General features: G+C 63.1%; 16 protein-coding genes. 4 read left to right on the top strand and 12 right to left on the bottom strand.

What is annotated here, in order from left to right; translation table 11 throughout:
* Positions 1 to 20 precede the first annotated feature (20 nt).
* Positions 21 to 836 carry a phosphonate ABC transporter ATP-binding protein gene (phnC, locus tag QA643_RS09390; RefSeq protein ID WP_283032903.1) on the bottom strand — a complete coding sequence of 272 codons (816 nt, stop codon included), beginning with the start codon at positions 834 to 836 and terminating at the stop codon, positions 21 to 23.
* Between the two features lie 269 nt (positions 837 to 1,105).
* Between phnC and QA643_RS09385 the strand changes: the two genes are divergently transcribed.
* The gene (locus QA643_RS09385; RefSeq protein WP_283034751.1) at positions 1,106 to 2,296 is read left to right on the top strand and encodes an alpha-D-ribose 1-methylphosphonate 5-triphosphate diphosphatase; all 1,191 of its coding nucleotides are present in this window, start codon (positions 1,106 to 1,108) and stop codon (positions 2,294 to 2,296) included.
* Between the two features lie 21 nt (positions 2,297 to 2,317).
* Complete coding sequence (locus QA643_RS09380) at positions 2,318 to 3,016, top strand: DUF1045 domain-containing protein (RefSeq protein ID WP_283032902.1); 699 nt, start codon at positions 2,318 to 2,320, stop codon at positions 3,014 to 3,016.
* 12 nt (positions 3,017 to 3,028) lie between these two features.
* Here QA643_RS09380 and QA643_RS09375 read toward each other — a convergent pair whose 3' ends face one another.
* The 10 genes from QA643_RS09375 to QA643_RS09330 form a co-directional block, all read right to left on the bottom strand.
* Positions 3,029 to 3,490 (bottom strand): hypothetical protein, encoded by a 462-nt coding sequence (locus QA643_RS09375; RefSeq protein WP_283032901.1) that lies wholly within the window; start codon positions 3,488 to 3,490, stop codon positions 3,029 to 3,031.
* A complete protein-coding gene (locus QA643_RS09370; protein ID WP_283032900.1) occupies positions 3,474 to 4,406 on the bottom strand; it encodes a DUF2950 domain-containing protein in 933 nt (310 codons plus the stop codon). The genes QA643_RS09375 and QA643_RS09370 overlap by 17 nt, the downstream gene beginning before the upstream one ends.
* On the bottom strand, positions 4,403 to 6,064 hold the full coding sequence (locus QA643_RS09365) for a DUF3300 domain-containing protein (protein ID WP_283032899.1): 1,662 nt from the start codon (positions 6,062 to 6,064) through the stop codon (positions 4,403 to 4,405). The genes QA643_RS09370 and QA643_RS09365 overlap by 4 nt, the downstream gene beginning before the upstream one ends.
* A gap of 84 nt (positions 6,065 to 6,148) precedes the next feature.
* On the bottom strand, positions 6,149 to 7,477 hold the full coding sequence (locus QA643_RS09360; protein ID WP_283032898.1) for a TAXI family TRAP transporter solute-binding subunit: 1,329 nt from the start codon (positions 7,475 to 7,477) through the stop codon (positions 6,149 to 6,151).
* 107 nt (positions 7,478 to 7,584) lie between these two features.
* Complete coding sequence (locus QA643_RS09355) at positions 7,585 to 9,411, bottom strand: ATP-binding protein (protein WP_283032897.1); 1,827 nt, start codon at positions 9,409 to 9,411, stop codon at positions 7,585 to 7,587.
* A 164-nt stretch (positions 9,412 to 9,575) separates the two neighbouring features.
* Positions 9,576 to 9,872, bottom strand: coding sequence for a hypothetical protein (locus QA643_RS09350; RefSeq protein WP_283032896.1), 297 nt, complete (start codon positions 9,870 to 9,872; stop codon positions 9,576 to 9,578).
* A complete protein-coding gene (locus tag QA643_RS09345) occupies positions 9,869 to 10,669 on the bottom strand; it encodes a DUF2092 domain-containing protein (protein ID WP_283032895.1) in 801 nt (266 codons plus the stop codon). The genes QA643_RS09350 and QA643_RS09345 overlap by 4 nt, the downstream gene beginning before the upstream one ends.
* Before the next feature lie 81 nt (positions 10,670 to 10,750).
* The gene (locus QA643_RS09340; RefSeq protein ID WP_283032894.1) at positions 10,751 to 11,158 is read right to left on the bottom strand and encodes a hypothetical protein; all 408 of its coding nucleotides are present in this window, start codon (positions 11,156 to 11,158) and stop codon (positions 10,751 to 10,753) included.
* Between the two features lie 19 nt (positions 11,159 to 11,177).
* A complete protein-coding gene (locus tag QA643_RS09335; RefSeq protein ID WP_283032893.1) occupies positions 11,178 to 12,410 on the bottom strand; it encodes a biotin/lipoyl-binding protein in 1,233 nt (410 codons plus the stop codon).
* Positions 12,403 to 12,849 carry a hypothetical protein gene (locus tag QA643_RS09330; protein WP_283032892.1) on the bottom strand — a complete coding sequence of 149 codons (447 nt, stop codon included), beginning with the start codon at positions 12,847 to 12,849 and terminating at the stop codon, positions 12,403 to 12,405. The genes QA643_RS09335 and QA643_RS09330 overlap by 8 nt, the downstream gene beginning before the upstream one ends.
* A gap of 162 nt (positions 12,850 to 13,011) precedes the next feature.
* Between QA643_RS09330 and QA643_RS09325 the strand changes: the two genes are divergently transcribed.
* Together QA643_RS09325 and ppk2 are read left to right on the top strand one after the other, a co-directional pair.
* Positions 13,012 to 13,464, top strand: coding sequence for a hypothetical protein (locus QA643_RS09325; protein ID WP_283032891.1), 453 nt, complete (start codon positions 13,012 to 13,014; stop codon positions 13,462 to 13,464).
* A gap of 34 nt (positions 13,465 to 13,498) precedes the next feature.
* Positions 13,499 to 14,299: a polyphosphate kinase 2 gene (gene ppk2 / locus QA643_RS09320; protein WP_283032890.1), complete on the top strand. Its 801-nt coding sequence runs from the start codon at positions 13,499 to 13,501 to the stop codon at positions 14,297 to 14,299.
* A gap of 56 nt (positions 14,300 to 14,355) precedes the next feature.
* Here the strand turns inward: ppk2 and QA643_RS09315 are convergent, their stop codons facing one another.
* On the bottom strand, positions 14,356 to 14,793 hold the full coding sequence (locus QA643_RS09315; protein ID WP_283032889.1) for a hypothetical protein: 438 nt from the start codon (positions 14,791 to 14,793) through the stop codon (positions 14,356 to 14,358).
* Positions 14,794 to 14,854: the final 61 nt, after the last annotated feature.

Below are 14,854 nucleotides of genomic sequence, written 5' to 3'. Positions count from 1 at the left end.
CTTGTCTTGATGTATCGGTCTCAGGCCGCGGCGGCGGTATCCAGCGCCGGAATGGCCGCAACGTCTGGCACCCCCGCAGGCGAGCTACCCATCACGTCATTGGCTTCGAGATCGTAGAGTTCGCGGGCGATATGGTCCGTCAATGCAGCGGGCGCGCCGTCGAACACCACCCGGCCTGCCGCCATGCCGATCAGCCTGTCGCAATAGCTGCGCGCCAGATCGAGCGAATGCAGGTTGCAGAGGACGGTGATGCCGAAATGCTTGTTGATGCGCAGCAGCGCATCCATGACGATGCGGGTATTGCGCGGATCGAGCGAGGCGATCGGCTCATCGGCCAGGATGATGTCCGGCTCTTGCACCAGCGCGCGCGCAATCGCCACGCGCTGCTGCTGGCCGCCGGAAAGCTGGTCGGCGCGCTGCGCGGCGAGCTGTGCCATGTCGAACTGCTCCAGTGCCGACATCGCCAGCGCGCGGTCGGCTTCGGGCCAGAGTTGAGCGAGCGAGCGCCACGTCGGCATTTCGGCGAGCCGCCCCATCAACACATTGGTGAGCACATCGAGCCGGCCGACCAGATTGAATTGCTGAAAGATCATGGCCGAGCGCGCGCGCCATTGCCGCAGCTCGCGGCCGCGCAGCGCCGTGACATCTACGCCATCGAACAGGATGCGGCCCTCAGAGGGATCCGCGAGGCGGTTGATCATGCGTAGAAGCGTCGACTTGCCGGCGCCGGAGCGGCCGATCACGCCGACAAAGCTGCCGGGTGCAATCGAAAATGACGCGTTGTCGACAGCGGCTTTTTTGCCGAAACGACACGTCAGACCTTCCACGACCAGCATGCAATGCTCCACTAGCGTCCTTCTGGCTCGACCGCTAAAGCAGCGAGTTTACAGTTGTGTGACGGCCCGCTGCGATGCGACGATCCGTCCACAGCCCGCTCCTCCGTCATCGATGCGTCATAGCTTTGTCATCAATCCCGCTGAAGACGTGGTCCGGACCTTAGCGCTCGCACATGGAAATTGAGGATGGCCGGCAAGCAGCTATCGATCCAACCGACCGAGACGGCTTCGGCCCGACCTATTTGCAGCAACCGAAAAAGTGCGACATCGTGACCGACATCATTGTTGAAGGTGGCCAGGCCCTGCTAGGCGAAGAATTCGTCGAAACCTCGGTTCATGTTGCGAGCCGCGACATCAGTGCCATCGGAAGCGATCCCGGACGTGGCGCCATCGGCATCGATGCACGCGGGCTCCTGGTGCTGCCCGGCATCGTCGATCTGCATGGCGATGCCTTTGAACGGCAGATGATGCCCCGCCCGGGCGTTGATTTCCCGGTTGATGTCGCGCTTGCCGACAGCGACCGGCAGGCCATCGCCAACGGCATCACCACCGTTTTTCATGCCACGACCTGGTCGTGGGAGCCGGGGCTACGCAGCCGCAACAATGCGCGGCTGCTGCTTGAAGCGATGGAGAGCTTGAGGCCGAAGCTTGCGGCGGATACCCGCTTCCATTTGCGCCACGAGACCTACAATCTCGATGCCGAAGGCGAGATCGGACAATGGCTCTCGGAGGGCCGCATCGACCTGTTCGCGTTCAACGACCACATGAATTCGACGGTGGCGAGCCTGAGCAAGCCGGAGAAGCGCAACCGCATGGTCGAGCGCACCGGGCTGTCCGGCGAGGCATTTGACGACCTGGTGCAGCGCGTCGTTGCACGCGCAGATGAGGTGCCCGCCTCGATTTCGCGGCTTGCCGGGATGGCGCGGGCCGCCGGCGCCAAAATGCTCTCCCATGACGACGACAGCCCCGAGATGCGAAAGGCCTTTCGCGCGCAGGGCGTTACGATCGCTGAGTTTCCCGTCAACGAGGCAACCGCCCGCGAGGCGGCCGCGGGGGGCGACTTCATCGTATTCGGCGCCCCCAACGTGGTGCGCGGCGGCAGCCACACCGGGTGGACCAAGGCCGCCGACATGATCGAAAAGGGCCTCTGCAGCGTGCTGGCATCAGACTATTACTATCCGGCGCCCGTGCTCGCGGCTTTCCGCCTGGCGGTTGACGGCATCCTGCCGCTGGCGCAGGCGTGGCAGTTGATCTCGGCAGCGCCAGCACAGGCTGCGGGCCTTGCCGATCGCGGCAGGCTCGCCACGGGACACCGCGCCGATCTTATTCTGGTGGATGACGAAGTGCCGCTGCGCCCGCGTATTGTCGCGGTCATCGCCGGCGGCAGGCTGGCTCATCTGACGGATGCCGGCCGCCTGGTGCATGCCCCGGCATCGCGCAAGGCGGTTGCGGCGGCGTGAGGCGTCACTAAAGTCCGGCCAATGGTGAACTATCCCCGCTACGCGATTTACTTTGCGCCCGAACCTGGCAACGCGCTCGACCGTTTTGGCGCAGAACTGCTCGGCTATGACGCTTATCAGGGCGCCGATGTGCCCTTCCCGCGTGACACGGGATTGCCGCCCGAGTGGCGCGAGATGACGCAGGATCCGCGCAAATACGGCTTCCATGCCACGCTGAAGCCGCCGATGGCGCTGGCACCGGGCAAGAGCGAAAGCGAGCTGATGGCCGCCTGCGCCGCCTTTGCCGGCGCGCCCCGCGCCATTCCGGCGATCAAACCCGTCGTCGGCGCCATCAGCGGCTTCATCGCGCTGGTGCCTGCGGAGGTGCCGGCCGATCTCGAACGCCTCGCCGCCGACTGCGTCCGCGAGTTCGACCCGTTCCGTGCGCCGCTGACGGAGGAGGATCGCGCCCGGCGCAACCCGTCCAAACTGACGCCGCAACAGCGCGACTACCTCGAGCGCTGGGGCTATCCTTACGTCTTCGAGGAATTTCGCTTCCACATGACGCTTACCGGCCGGCTGGACCTCAGCCGGCACGCCCCTATTCTCGCGATGCTGCGGGATCGCTTTCGGGACAGCGGTGTGCGCGACCTGGCGGTCGATCGAATTGCGCTGTTCCGTCAGGACGAACCCGACCAGCGATTTCGTGTGATCGGCAATTGGCCGCTTGCGGCGTACTAAATACGAGACAGTTTACCTTAGGGAAATCGTCACACGGGTGAGGTTCGCTGCGAACTCCATGCCGGCACGCGGGCCTTGAAGTGCGATCGTCACGCCCTTTTCATTGCCGAGATGAATGCCTCCAAAGCCGCCGACAAAGGCGCCGCCGCCACCTACCGAGCTGTAGGTGCCAGCGAAGTCGCCGACCTGCCTTATGCCTGACGCCCATCCTTCCAGGCGGTTGACCGATGCACCGGCCGTAACACCGAAGCTGAGGCCCGATACCCTGAACGGATAGTCGCGGCCCCGATAGGTCAGCACACCATTGCCGCCGCCGGTACCCAGCATCAGGCCAGCCTTCACCAGCTTGACCCGGACATAGCCGGGCGCCTGCGCGAGCGACGGTGTCGCCGGCAATACGATGAAAAGCGCCATCACGGCGCGGCGAACCATCCGCAGCATTGCCGGCGCTTTACCTTCAAGGATTTGCCGCATCGACCTTCTTCCAGGTCTGATCCGGATCGAACAGGTAGATGCGTTTGGCGATGGCCTCCGTGCGTTTTCCAAGATCCTTCTGGTAGACGGTGCCGGCGTGATTGACCACAAAGGTCATGACGCCGGAATTTCCGTATTCAGCGGGATAGGCGATCAATCCGAAGCCGCCAATCATCTTTCCCTTGACGACATAGTTGAGCGCTCCGCCGGGCGCGTCGGATCCCTGCCCGGTCAAGATCCGGAAATAATATCCATGGTACGGCGCGGATTGATCGCCCCTGGTCTTGTACCCTTCGGCTGACGCCTTCGCGGCCAGTTCGCCGAGCGGACTGGGGTCACCATCGTCCCGCCAGAACAGCCCATCCTTCTTGCCGGGGGTGCTGACGATGCGTTGTGCGTAAACGCCAACGCCGTTGCCGGTGCGATCCTTCTCGGCGTACTCGTTCTGGGCATCGACGAAGGCAAGGCAGGTCTGAATGGCGTCCAGTTCGTTGCGGCCGATACGGCGATACAGGATCTCGCGGCGCCCGGCCGCCGGGTCGAACTCCCAGCCGGTGTTGTAATTCACCAGCGGAATCGGAAACGGAAAGTCGTTGGTGCCGAGGATCAGCGTCGCCTTCTTGTTTCCCTCGGCCTTGATGGAATGCTTTGCATCATAGGCGGAGAGGAAGCGCTGGCGCGCCTCCGCGTCAGCGACATCGTCGCCGGACTCGACAATGTCTCCGCCGTCCTTGCCGAGGACCTTGAGAAGCGCACTTCTTGTTCCGGTCTTGACGGCGGCCGCGAGTCCCGCTGCAGCGTCTTCCGGCGATGGATAGGCTTGCTGACCCAGGGAGGATGAGGTCGGCAATCCCGTTGCCGCGATCGTGACCGCACACAGCCAAGCGAGGCGGCGGAGTGATCCAGGCCTTCTCATGGCAAGACCTCCGATGATGCGGGTATTTTTGCGCCACCGGCGAGCCAGTCGGCGTAAGACCGGAACTTCAGTCCCAGTTGCCCGTAGCGCACGCGGAGATAGCCGTCCGGACCGCGGGTGACAGCCTCGGGCATAAGGTTCTGCACTTCCTGTGCGATGACACCGACATAGGCCTTTTGGCTTCCGAGATAGCTGAAGCGATAGTAGCCGAGGCCGTTGGCGAGGTGGCCGAGCAGAGCGACATCGTGCTTCAGCGCGATATCAGATCGTCGGCCACCCCCGCCGCCACGGAAACCTCCGCCGCCACCGCCACGGAAGCCACCGCCGCCCGCCGCTGCAAATCCGCCACCTCCGCCACGGCCAGCGAAAGCTGCGCCGCCGCCTCGGCCGCCCATGCTCATCTGGCCACGCGCCGAAGCAACGCTGGCAGCGCGCGCGGACGACATGCCGGAGAAGGCGCTGCCGCCGCCGCGTCCCCCGCCGCCACGGGCTCGGTCGGCCGTCGCCGCGCGGTTGCCGCCGCCCTTGGCGCGATTACTTGCCCCTGCCCGATCGCCTCCCTTGGCTCGATCTGCGGCACCGGCACGGTCCCCGCCGCGGTTGCCGGCACGATCACCGGCCCTGTCGCCTGCGCGATCGCCGGCACGATCCGCCATGCGGTCACCGGCGCGATCACCCGCGCGGTCGCCCGCACCGGGACGATCGCCGCCGGGCTTGAGCGCCTGCTGGCCGTCGCGGCCGCGGAAATCCATGCGGTCGCTGACGCCCGCCCGCGCATTGGTGTTGCCGAACCGGTTGGCGACGTTCTGGCTGGCATATTTCACGCCCTGGCGGTGCGCCGGGTTGTGCTGCCAGCCGTTGCCGACATTGTTTATCTTGTTGACGTGATTGACGTAGACGTTGCGATTGCCCCAGTTGAAGCCACCGCCCCAGTAATTACCCCAGCGCCCGATCGCCCAGCCTGCGCCGAATGCGAGACCGGCCGCGATCACGCCGGCGCCGATATAGGACGGATAGCCGAAATAGTAGGGCGGATAGGCCGCATAGGGCCACTCGCCGTAGACGGTGGCGGGATCGTAATAGGGCGCGTACATGGTGCCGGGCTGCGCCTGCTCGATCACGATCACATCCCTGTTGTCCTGCTTCTGAACGCTCACCTTCTGCTGCTTGTTGGTGACGAGCTTGTCGCGCGCCTGCGCTTTTGCGCGCAGCCGCTGAATGGCGTCCATCACATCGGGCTGTTGCGCGAGCACGGCGTCCCCGAGATTCTTGGTCCAGTCGATCTTGTCGCTCATCATCGCGATCACATCGGGCGTGGAGACCAGCGCCTTGACGCTCTCATCCCAGGCCTGCTTGTCGACGGCCGCCTTCAGCGCATCGCCTTTCAGGCTCTTGTTGCCCTTCACCCAGCGGTCGGCCTGCACCACTTCGAGCGGATACGTAGAGGCCGCCAGCACATTGGCGAGCAGCTCATCCGGATAGAGCGCGATCGGCGCGACCAGGGCCTCGAGCTGTTCCGGCTTCAGCAGGGCTTGTTCGGCCGACGGCTGGGCTGGCGTCTGGCTCGGCGCAGGCGGATTGGCGGGTGTTTGTGCTGGTGCGGTGACGGGGACAAGCAGCAGCGCCAGCGCAAACAGCATCTTGTTGCAACGAAACATCGTCGCCTCCATTCCTGTCTTCCTGCGGAACTTCGGGCCGCAGGCAGGCCGGAGGTTTGACAAAGATCAAAGGAATTCGCCCGCTCAGCCCGCGCGCGGCACTTCCTTCTGCTGCGCTGCAAGGGCGATCCGGCGATCATGAATCAGGTTTTCCAGCCGGTGCGCCGCCACGTTCAGCGCGACCGCATCTCGCGGTTCCTTCTCGCCCGCGGCCTCCTTGCCGCGCTGGCCCTGCAGCACACGGTCTATCTCCCCTTCAATCTCATCGAGTTCGGCGAGGCTGCTACAGATACGGATGCGCCGGCCGAGCGCATAGAGCGCGTCCAGTGCCTCCTCGCGTGTCTGCGGACGGTCCGCGCGCAGGAACTTCCAGCCGGCGGCGAGCACGGAGGCGAGCCCACCCAGGATCATCGGCGCGAGGAAGATGACGTTGCCCCATTTATCGAGGAAGCTTTCCTGCGTGCCGTTGTAGAAGGCGGCCGCGCCTGGATGCAGCGGGATGTAGGCGGACGCATCGGTATCCGGCGTGGAGATCTGGCCGAGCAGCGGATATTCCGGCAGCAGGTCCCGCCGCGCATTCATCAGCGATTCCGTCAGGTCCGCAATGAGGTCGCTGTCGAGCTTCTTCTGCGCGACCAGATAGAACGACGTTCGCAACGTCGTGACGTCATCGGCCGGGTTGGGTGGCGAGCCACGCAACGTGCCCTTCGGCACGTCGAAACTTTCGTAAGCGCGATCCTTTTCGGCAATAGCCCCGGCGGATTCGATCGGAATCAGCACCGGACCCGATTTTGCGCTCTGCGGAAACAGCCCGCGCAGCAGCGCGAGGTATTTCTCGGCGAGCGGCATCATGATCAGGATCGCGCGCACCTCCTTTGCATCGAGCGCGCGGCGGACGTCCGGCGGCGCCAGATTCTTGAACGTCACGCCCGACCGCGCAAGATCGTACTCGTCGGTGAGAACCTTTATCAGCCGTTTGTTGCCATCGACGCCGATCACGTCGACGGTCGCGCGTTTCAGACTCGCCATGTCAGTGATGGCGGAGCCTGGCGGCGCGACCAGCAGCACCACCGCACGCGCGACGACGGCAACGGCCTGCGCCTTCGAGAGATCGCCGACATCGCCCCTGACCACGGCAAGGTCCACCTTGCCGGAGGAAAACGCGTTAGCCGCGTCGAGTGCGCTGCCCGCCTCCACCATGGAGAGCCGCACCGGCGCCTTCTGTTGCGCGAGCTTGCTTGCCAGTGCCGACACCACCCGGCTCGCCTCCCCGTCGAGCGACCCTACGGCGATGGTCAGCGTCGTTGGCCGGGAGTACCAGCGCCATGCAAACAGACTGGCTCCTGCGACCAGAATGAAGATTCCGGCGACCAGCGTGACCCGCATCCAGGTGGGCAATTTGGCCGGGTCCATGCGTGTTCACTCGATCAATATGGAATCAGCAGCAGCACGCCTGGTGCGATGAGACTGCGATCCCGAGGGATGGGATCAATCGAGGATGTCGAAAGGATTGATCCAGATCAAGAGACCGCGAGGGCGCTAGACGCGAGCGGAAGACGGATACGAAATACCGTGCCCCGCCCGGCACGATTCTCCGCGGAAATCTCCCCCTCATGGGCCTCGACGATGGTCCGCGCGATGGAAAGGCCCATGCCCATGCCGCTCGGCTTTGTCGTATAGAAGGGCTCGAAAATCTCGTCGCTGCCGGCAAGGAGACCCGGACCATTGTCGACGACCTCGACTTGAGCAATATCGCTGTCGCGAGCGGTTCGCACCGTGACCTTGCGCCGCGACTTATCGAGGGTGGCCATCGCGTCGGTCGCGTTCAGAATCAGATTGAGCAGAACCTGCTGCAACTGGATCCGGTCGCCTTGCACCGGCAGGGCCTCAGTGCTGAGCACGCTTTCGACCGTCACCGCCCGGGCGTGGGCCAACCCTGAAACCAGGTCGAGACTTTCGTCGACCACGTCGTTGAGATCGATTTGCTGAGCCTCGAACGGCGCACGTTTCAGAAGGCTGCGCAGTCGCCGGATCACCTCGCCGGCGCGCTGGTCATCGCGCCTGATGTCGGAGATGATTTCCTTCAGCTCGGCCACGTTGAGCGACGGCGCGTTGAGCAGCAGTTCCGCCGATTCCGTGTTGACAAGGATAGACCCGAGAGGCTGGTTGAGTTCATGTGCAATTGAGGTGGTGAGCTCTCCCGCCATCGAATAGCGATTGACATGCGCAAGCTCCGCCATGCGCCGGCGCGCCTCGACCTCGGCAACGCGGCGGCGACGGCGCTCATAGAGCAGGATCGAGATCAAGCCGGCCTGCACGAGCATCACCGCACACACAAAGGCGATCTGCCAGCGATATTTCTCCCAGGCCGAAGGCTCTCGAAAATACACGGTGCTTCCGGGCGGCAAGAGGCTTTCGCTAATGCCCCAGCGTTGCAGCTCCCGCCAGTCATACTTGGCCGGCGCAAATTCGCTGGGCTGCGTCCTGATCTCGGCGGGCTTCTCGCCGTTGAGGATCCGGATCGCGACGCCGACCGCCCTGCGGCTGCCCTCGAGGGGCGAGTGCATCGGGCCACCGACGATTTCTCCGAAGAAAGCATCGTCATGAGAGAAGATTGGCGCGTTCGCGACTTTGAAGAGCCTGGTCAGCGCCCGGTCACCCTCATGCGCCACGCCGGCTGCATCAGCAACCATCTGGTACCAAAAGATTGCGGAATGCGGCGGCAGAGCGGCGAGCTGCTTCAGTGTGTCCTCGTAGGAGAGCTTGTCGTACCACCTGATCTCGACCTCGCCTTCGAGCGGCTTCAGCTCTCGCTCCATCTCGCCCCGCCAGAATAGTTCGTTGGGCGATGCACCATTGACGATGGCGATCACTTTTGTCTCTGGCGATATCTTCAGGAAGCTTTCGAACAGAACGAGAAACCTGTGCGTGACCGCGACAACGGTGTCGTTGTTTGTCATCTTGGAGTATTGGACGCGACGTGCCTCGATTGTCGTAAACAGCGTCGGTGTTGCTGGGAAAAATCGCTGCCGGTTACGCTGAATGAATGAGGCGGCGGGTGCGCCAACGCCGATGACCAAATCAGGCGGATGGCCGGCGTAGAGCGCTTGCAGGTAATCGAGAAAAAGAGTTTCGGCGTCCGCATCTGCGGAACGCGCGGCGATCAGCGAATGCTCCTGGACGTCGACCGTCCAAGGCGACTGCCGGTCCAGTTCAGCGCGGATCGCCTTGGCCCACTCGTTCCAGGGGCGGAATTCGCGGCCGACCGAGTGCAGGATAAGAATCCGCTTGTGCTCTGGTTCGGCTGCGCCGGCTGGATCGGAAGGACCCATCAGCGACAGCAACAACAAAACGCGCCAAACCGCTAGGGTTAGGCGCGCTTTCCCTATCTCAATCGTCCCGCGGCGTTTCACCGCTCTCCGGCACCTGTTGTTAGTTACAACCAGTCGCCATAGCAGCATGAATTCGGGGCCGGGGAAACTGCCGCAGAAAGATCTTTCGCCGAGTTCCGTCAGCAGCGTGTAACGACCCGGCCGTAGGCATCGACCGCCTGGACGCAGCCCGATCCGTAGTAGGCGCCAGCGGCTGCACCGGCGGCGGCCGCACCCGCGCCAACCGCGACAGCCCGCCGCGTGGTGCGGCGTGCGACCCCAGCGTAGCTCATCGGCGTCAACGGACGGCCAACGCGCGCCTCGGCAGAGCTGATCACGCCCTTGTCGACCGCCGTTTCGCCGTTCCAGAACAGGCCGCCGGCGAGCGCTATGGCGGCGGCTGCGGGTACAATAAGTTTGCGTGGCAACATGGTCATTTCTTCGCTCCTGCAACTGTGCCGGGGGGAATCTCATCGAATTCGATCATGGCCGTGGAGTCGAGCGCCACCTTGGTCGCGTCGGCCGGCGGCTTGAACGTGAAGTCCGCATCGGCGTTGGCGTCCGTCTTCCAGTCTCTGATCCTCAACGTGTATTGCGGGGCGCCGGTAACGGTCTTGCTGGTGATCACATATTTGCGCGGCACCGGCTTCGCGCCGGTCTCGATCCAGATCTGCCAATCGGTGTCGGGACCGCGGAAGGCAAGGTGCTCGCACTCCACACCATCCACGACGCCTTGGCCGATATGGCTGCCTTGGGTCACGTTGGCCATCAACTCGTCATAGGAGTTGGACAGCAAGAGATCCGCGCCCGGCAGTCCGGCGCTCGAATGGCCGTACAGCGCGTCGATCATCTTGTCGGTACCTCCGGCAACGTCGGCCTGGACATAGGATTTCGCATTGTTGCCGTAGAGCGAAACCGTCTTGCCGTCATAGACCAGTTCGACATCGGCGTAGCCGCCGGTGCGGCGGATCCGCAGTTTGTCGGGCCTGTTCATCTTCATCTCGCCCGAGCTCGTGAACTGGATCTTCTGCAATTCAGGCGTAACGACTTCGATATCGCTGTCGAACTTGGCCGAGAGCGATTTCTCGTTCGCCAGATAATCAGACATCGCTTTCAGCAATTTCGCGGGATCGTCGGCGCGGGCGCCATTGCCTGCCGCGACCGACAGGACGGCAATGACGGCGGTTGCCGTGGAAAACCGGATCATGGTCCTGAGATGTGATCCTTGGGTCATTAGTTCCTCCATGGAATGCGTACCCATTTGAGCGCGCATCCGCGGGGACCACGCTTGACATGAATCAAGCTGGCCTATCCGCTAAGGCGCGGGGCAGCGCGCATACTTGATTTCCATGCCTGCGATTCCCGGGAACATCCGGATCACGGTGTTGGCGTCGACTTCCTTGAGGTTGAATTGCACATTCTGCAGCATGATGTCGGATGCACAGGCCGCGAGCAGGTTGATGTCGGCACCTTCGTTCTTTTTCGCTCTGATCCGGCAGCGGGCGTACTTGCCCGTGATCTGGTCGCCGTCGATGATGAAACCGCCGCCATAAACGTCGGACATATCTGTGAAAGTCACCTGCGCGCCCTTGCGAACGAAAACCTTGGCGCAGTTCTCGGCATCGCTGACCCACGCGCCATTGAGATCGAAGGCAATGGCGGCATCCGGCATGACGAAGGACGCACTTACAAGCAAGGCGGAAAGCACAGCATTTCGGTACATCGATTTCATCGCCTTTCCTTCAGTGACCGCTAAGCACCAGCGTCTTGATCGGCAGCAGCAGCGCCTGGATGCGCAGCAGCAGCGCATGCACGAGCCCGGTCGCATCGACGGCATGCAAGGCAAAGCCCTTCAGCGCACCGGTCTTGGGGTCAGTGATCACATCGTGATTGCTGGTATAGGCGTTGACGATGCAGCTTGAGCCCGGCGTCACCCCTTCGAGCCCGCCCTTATAGAGCGGCTCGAGGAAGGCGAGGATCGTGCCCGGCTGGCGCAGGCTTTGCGGATCGACCAGTTGCTCACCGGCGCGGAACTGACCCGCGGCAATGTAGTCTTGAACATTCGTGACCACGAGCGGAATGATGACCCAGGGCCTCGAGACGCAGGTCGCTTCCGCGATCATGCCCGGCTTCATGACCTGCGCCTCGATTTGCCCGAAACCGGCTTGCAGCACGCTTCGCCCCGCACCTTCTGGGATCAATACGCCCGCCGGCCGCATCAACTGATTCACGATGTCGCCGGTACGAACCAGGAATTGTTCGACCCGGCCGTCGACGCCGGCACGCACAAAGGTCTTGTCGAGATCGACCTGCGCCTGCGCCTGCGCGGCCTCGGCGCTCGCCTTCTCCGCTGGCAGTAGAGTCGAAACGCGCAATGCGGCCGATTCCCTCACAGCATTCGCCGCATCGAGGCCGGACTGCCGCTGATCGACCAACACCTGCAGCTTCTCGATATCACGCTGCGGCACGATGCCGGGATTGCGGCGCTGCAGCTCGGTTTTCACGTCAAGTTCGTCCTTGGCCTGCTGCAGGTTGGCCTTGGCTTCGCCGACCTGGGCCTCCGCCTTCACCACATCGGCGCGCGCGCTAATGAAGGACGCCTCGACCTCGGCAACCTTGCGCTTTGCAGTTTCCAGCGCCGCTGTCTGCTTCGAGCTGTCGAGCCGGAAGAGGACGTCACCCTTCTTTACATCCTCGCTGAATCCGACATTGACTTCGGCCACGCGGCCGGAGCCTTCGGGCAGGATCGGTACGGTGCGGAAATAGATCGCCGCAGTCGAGGTGGACGGGTGGTAATAGAAAATCATCGTGATCAGCGCGATCGTCAGCATCAGGCAACCGGTGATGCCCCAGCGCAGCTCATACCAGACGGAGAAGAAGGTGATCTCCTTGCCGAACCGTTTGCCCTGAGCATAGCGGCGGTAGAGATAATCCGGCACGATCGTCACCAGCGAGCAGATCATCAACTCAAGCATGGCCGCCCGCCTCCTCCTTCGCAACCGCCCTGCCGATGGGGTGCGCAGCCGGCTTGGTCTCGACCTCGGAAGGCTCGATGCCGGGCCCGTCCGGCGCGGCATCCGCAATGCGCTCGACCGATCCGGCAATGCTGCGCAGCGGGGTGGAGAAATCCGGCAGATCGATCATCGCGAGCAGCAGGCCCGCGATCCAGAAAATATGCATGTGGGTAAAGAGCGAGATCAGGCCGAGAACGGCGACGATCTCGAATTGCATCTTATGCGTCCTGTGCGCCATGCGCTCGGGCAGGCTGTGCAGCTTCCAGTACAGGGTGCCGACCCAAAGAACGGTCGCGACGAGGAATATCCCCATCACCAGCATCAGGGTGTCCGACCCGTCCGGGCCGGGAACGAAAAACGGCAGATGATGCGGGGCCGCCGGATGCATCTGGTCGGTCAAATCGCTTCTCCCCCTTCAGATGTCTGGGCGCAGCGCAATCCTGATCCCGGACAGTGCTGGGTCAGGCTAGCAAACGCTTGATCTGAATCAAAGGGTGCCCCGCGCCGGCGGCTCTAGCTTGAAGCCGGCCGAGCGCCAGCGGTTACCCCGGAGAGATTAGCCATGCCCAAGATCGATGATCTGATCCCCAGCGCGAAGGACATTCAGCAGCAGGCGGCGTTGAAGGAAGCTCAGAAAGCCGAAGAGCACGCCAAGCGTTTTGCGGCCGCGGAAGCCGAAAAGCGCGCGTTGATCGACAAGCTCAGCAAACCGTCGGGCCTGTCCGAAGATGAGAAGGTCAAGCTGGCCTCCACCGTGATTCAGCGCGCGGTGCGCAATGGCCTTTCCGAGGTGCAGGTCTACCGCTTCCCGAACTCGCTATGCACCGACAAGGGCCGCGCCATCAACCAGATGGAGAGCGGCTGGGAGAAGACGCTCACCGGCATCCCCAAGGAAATCTATCAGCTGTGGAGCGATTATCTGCAGCCGCGCGGGTATCGCATCCGCTACCAGATCATCGACTTCCCCGGTGGCGTGCCGGGCGACATCAGCATCACGATCAGTTGGGACGGCTAGCCGTTTGAAATTCGGGTCATTTGGATCATTGCGTATGGCCAAGGATGACGTTGCGCCGAAGATGAAGCGTAAGGAATATGAGAAGGAACTGCGCAAGCTGCAGGTTCAGCTCTGCCATTTGCAGGAGTGGGTGAAGGCCAGCAAGCTACGGGTGATCATCCTGTTCGAGGGCCGGGACGCCGCTGGCAAGGGCGGCACCATCAAGGCGCTCACCGAAAAGGTGAGCCCGCGGGTATTCCGCGTCTGCGCCCTGCCCGCGCCTTCGGACCGGCAGAAGAGCCAGTTGTTCATGCAGCGCTACATCGAGCAATTTCCGGCCGGCGGCGAGATCGTGATCTTCGACCGAAGCTGGTACAACCGCGCCGGCGTGGAATATGTCATGGGCTTTTGCAGTCCGGAGGAGCACGAGCGCTTCCTGGAACTATGTCCCCAGGTCGAGAGATTTGCCGTTGAGAGCGGCATCATCCTGATCAAGCTATGGCTCGAGGTCGGGATGCAGGAGCAGGAAATCCGCTTCAATGCGCGCATCGAGGATCCGCTGCGGCAGTGGAAGCTCAGCCCCATGGATACTGAATCGTTCGGCCGCTGGTATGACTACTCACGCGCCCGCGACATGATGCTGGAGGCGACCGACACCAAGCACGCGCCGTGGCGGCTGATCCGCTCGGACGACAAGCGGCGGGCGCGCCTCAATGTCATCTCGCACATCCTCAAGACAATCCCGTACAAGAAGATCGCGCGCGACAAGGTCAGGCTGCCGAAGCGCTCCAATAAGGGCCACTATGACGATCAAGCAAGTCTGCGCAGAATGACCTTCGTCGAGGAACGCTACTGACCGAACAGCGGGAGTCGCCCAAGACCGGTTTTCAAGGCAGGCTCCCGCCGCGTCGATCATTGCATCGTGATGGTGACGCCTCCCACCGCCGCCGAGGCCTCAACGCCGACCCGCGGGCCACTGAGCTGGAGGATCACGCCATTGGCGTTCTGCAATTGCACACCGCCTGCCCCGGCCGCGAGCGCGCCACCCGCGCCGCCCACAGCATAGCTGCCGGCCAGGTCTCCGGGGCTGCGCAGATTCAAGGCCCTGCCGACGAACTTGCTGGTCGAGGCGCCGATCGTGAAACCGACGCTCATGCCCGATACGGTGAAAGGATATTTTCTGCCGCGAAAGGTCAGCACGCCCTGCCCACCGCCTACGCCGACGATGAAACCGCCCTTGGTGAAGACGACGGCGACCTGGCCGACCTCGGCCAGACTGGATGTCACCAAGCCGGCTGAAGCCAGAAATGCCAGCGTCACGGCCAGCACAATCCTTCGATATTTCGTCATCACGCTTCCTTTTCAGGCTTGAGCCCATGCCACCATGACCCCGGGCTCGGAAATGCAGGCC

Origin of the sequence: Bradyrhizobium sp. CB3481, from assembly GCF_029714305.1 — a bacterium.
In the GTDB taxonomy this organism is placed as follows: Bacteria; Pseudomonadota; Alphaproteobacteria; order Rhizobiales; family Xanthobacteraceae; genus Bradyrhizobium.
Note: the sequence above shows the minus strand (reverse complement) of the source record. Positions and strands in the feature narration are given on the sequence as shown.

What these genes read in the sequence shown, in the direction of transcription:
- QA643_RS09360 (WP_283032898.1), bottom strand. Translation starts at nt 7,477, where the DNA reads ATGGACCCGGCCAAATTGCCCACCTGGATGCGGGTCACGCTGGTCGCC.
- QA643_RS09365 (WP_283032899.1), bottom strand. Translation starts at nt 6,064, where the DNA reads ATGTTTCGTTGCAACAAGATGCTGTTTGCGCTGGCGCTGCTGCTTGTC.
- QA643_RS09370 (WP_283032900.1), bottom strand. Translation starts at nt 4,406, where the DNA reads ATGAGAAGGCCTGGATCACTCCGCCGCCTCGCTTGGCTGTGTGCGGTC.
- QA643_RS09380 (WP_283032902.1), top strand. Translation starts at nt 2,318, where the DNA reads ATGGTGAACTATCCCCGCTACGCGATTTACTTTGCGCCCGAACCTGGC.
- QA643_RS09375 (WP_283032901.1), bottom strand. Translation starts at nt 3,490, where the DNA reads ATGCGGCAAATCCTTGAAGGTAAAGCGCCGGCAATGCTGCGGATGGTT.
- QA643_RS09350 (WP_283032896.1), bottom strand. Translation starts at nt 9,872, where the DNA reads ATGACCATGTTGCCACGCAAACTTATTGTACCCGCAGCCGCCGCCATA.
- QA643_RS09345 (WP_283032895.1), bottom strand. Translation starts at nt 10,669, where the DNA reads ATGACCCAAGGATCACATCTCAGGACCATGATCCGGTTTTCCACGGCA.
- phnC (WP_283032903.1), bottom strand. Translation starts at nt 836, where the DNA reads ATGCTGGTCGTGGAAGGTCTGACGTGTCGTTTCGGCAAAAAAGCCGCT.
- QA643_RS09335 (WP_283032893.1), bottom strand. Translation starts at nt 12,410, where the DNA reads ATGCTTGAGTTGATGATCTGCTCGCTGGTGACGATCGTGCCGGATTAT.
- QA643_RS09325 (WP_283032891.1), top strand. Translation starts at nt 13,012, where the DNA reads ATGCCCAAGATCGATGATCTGATCCCCAGCGCGAAGGACATTCAGCAG.
- QA643_RS09315 (WP_283032889.1), bottom strand. Translation starts at nt 14,793, where the DNA reads ATGACGAAATATCGAAGGATTGTGCTGGCCGTGACGCTGGCATTTCTG.
- ppk2 (WP_283032890.1), top strand. Translation starts at nt 13,499, where the DNA reads ATGGCCAAGGATGACGTTGCGCCGAAGATGAAGCGTAAGGAATATGAG.
- QA643_RS09340 (WP_283032894.1), bottom strand. Translation starts at nt 11,158, where the DNA reads ATGTACCGAAATGCTGTGCTTTCCGCCTTGCTTGTAAGTGCGTCCTTC.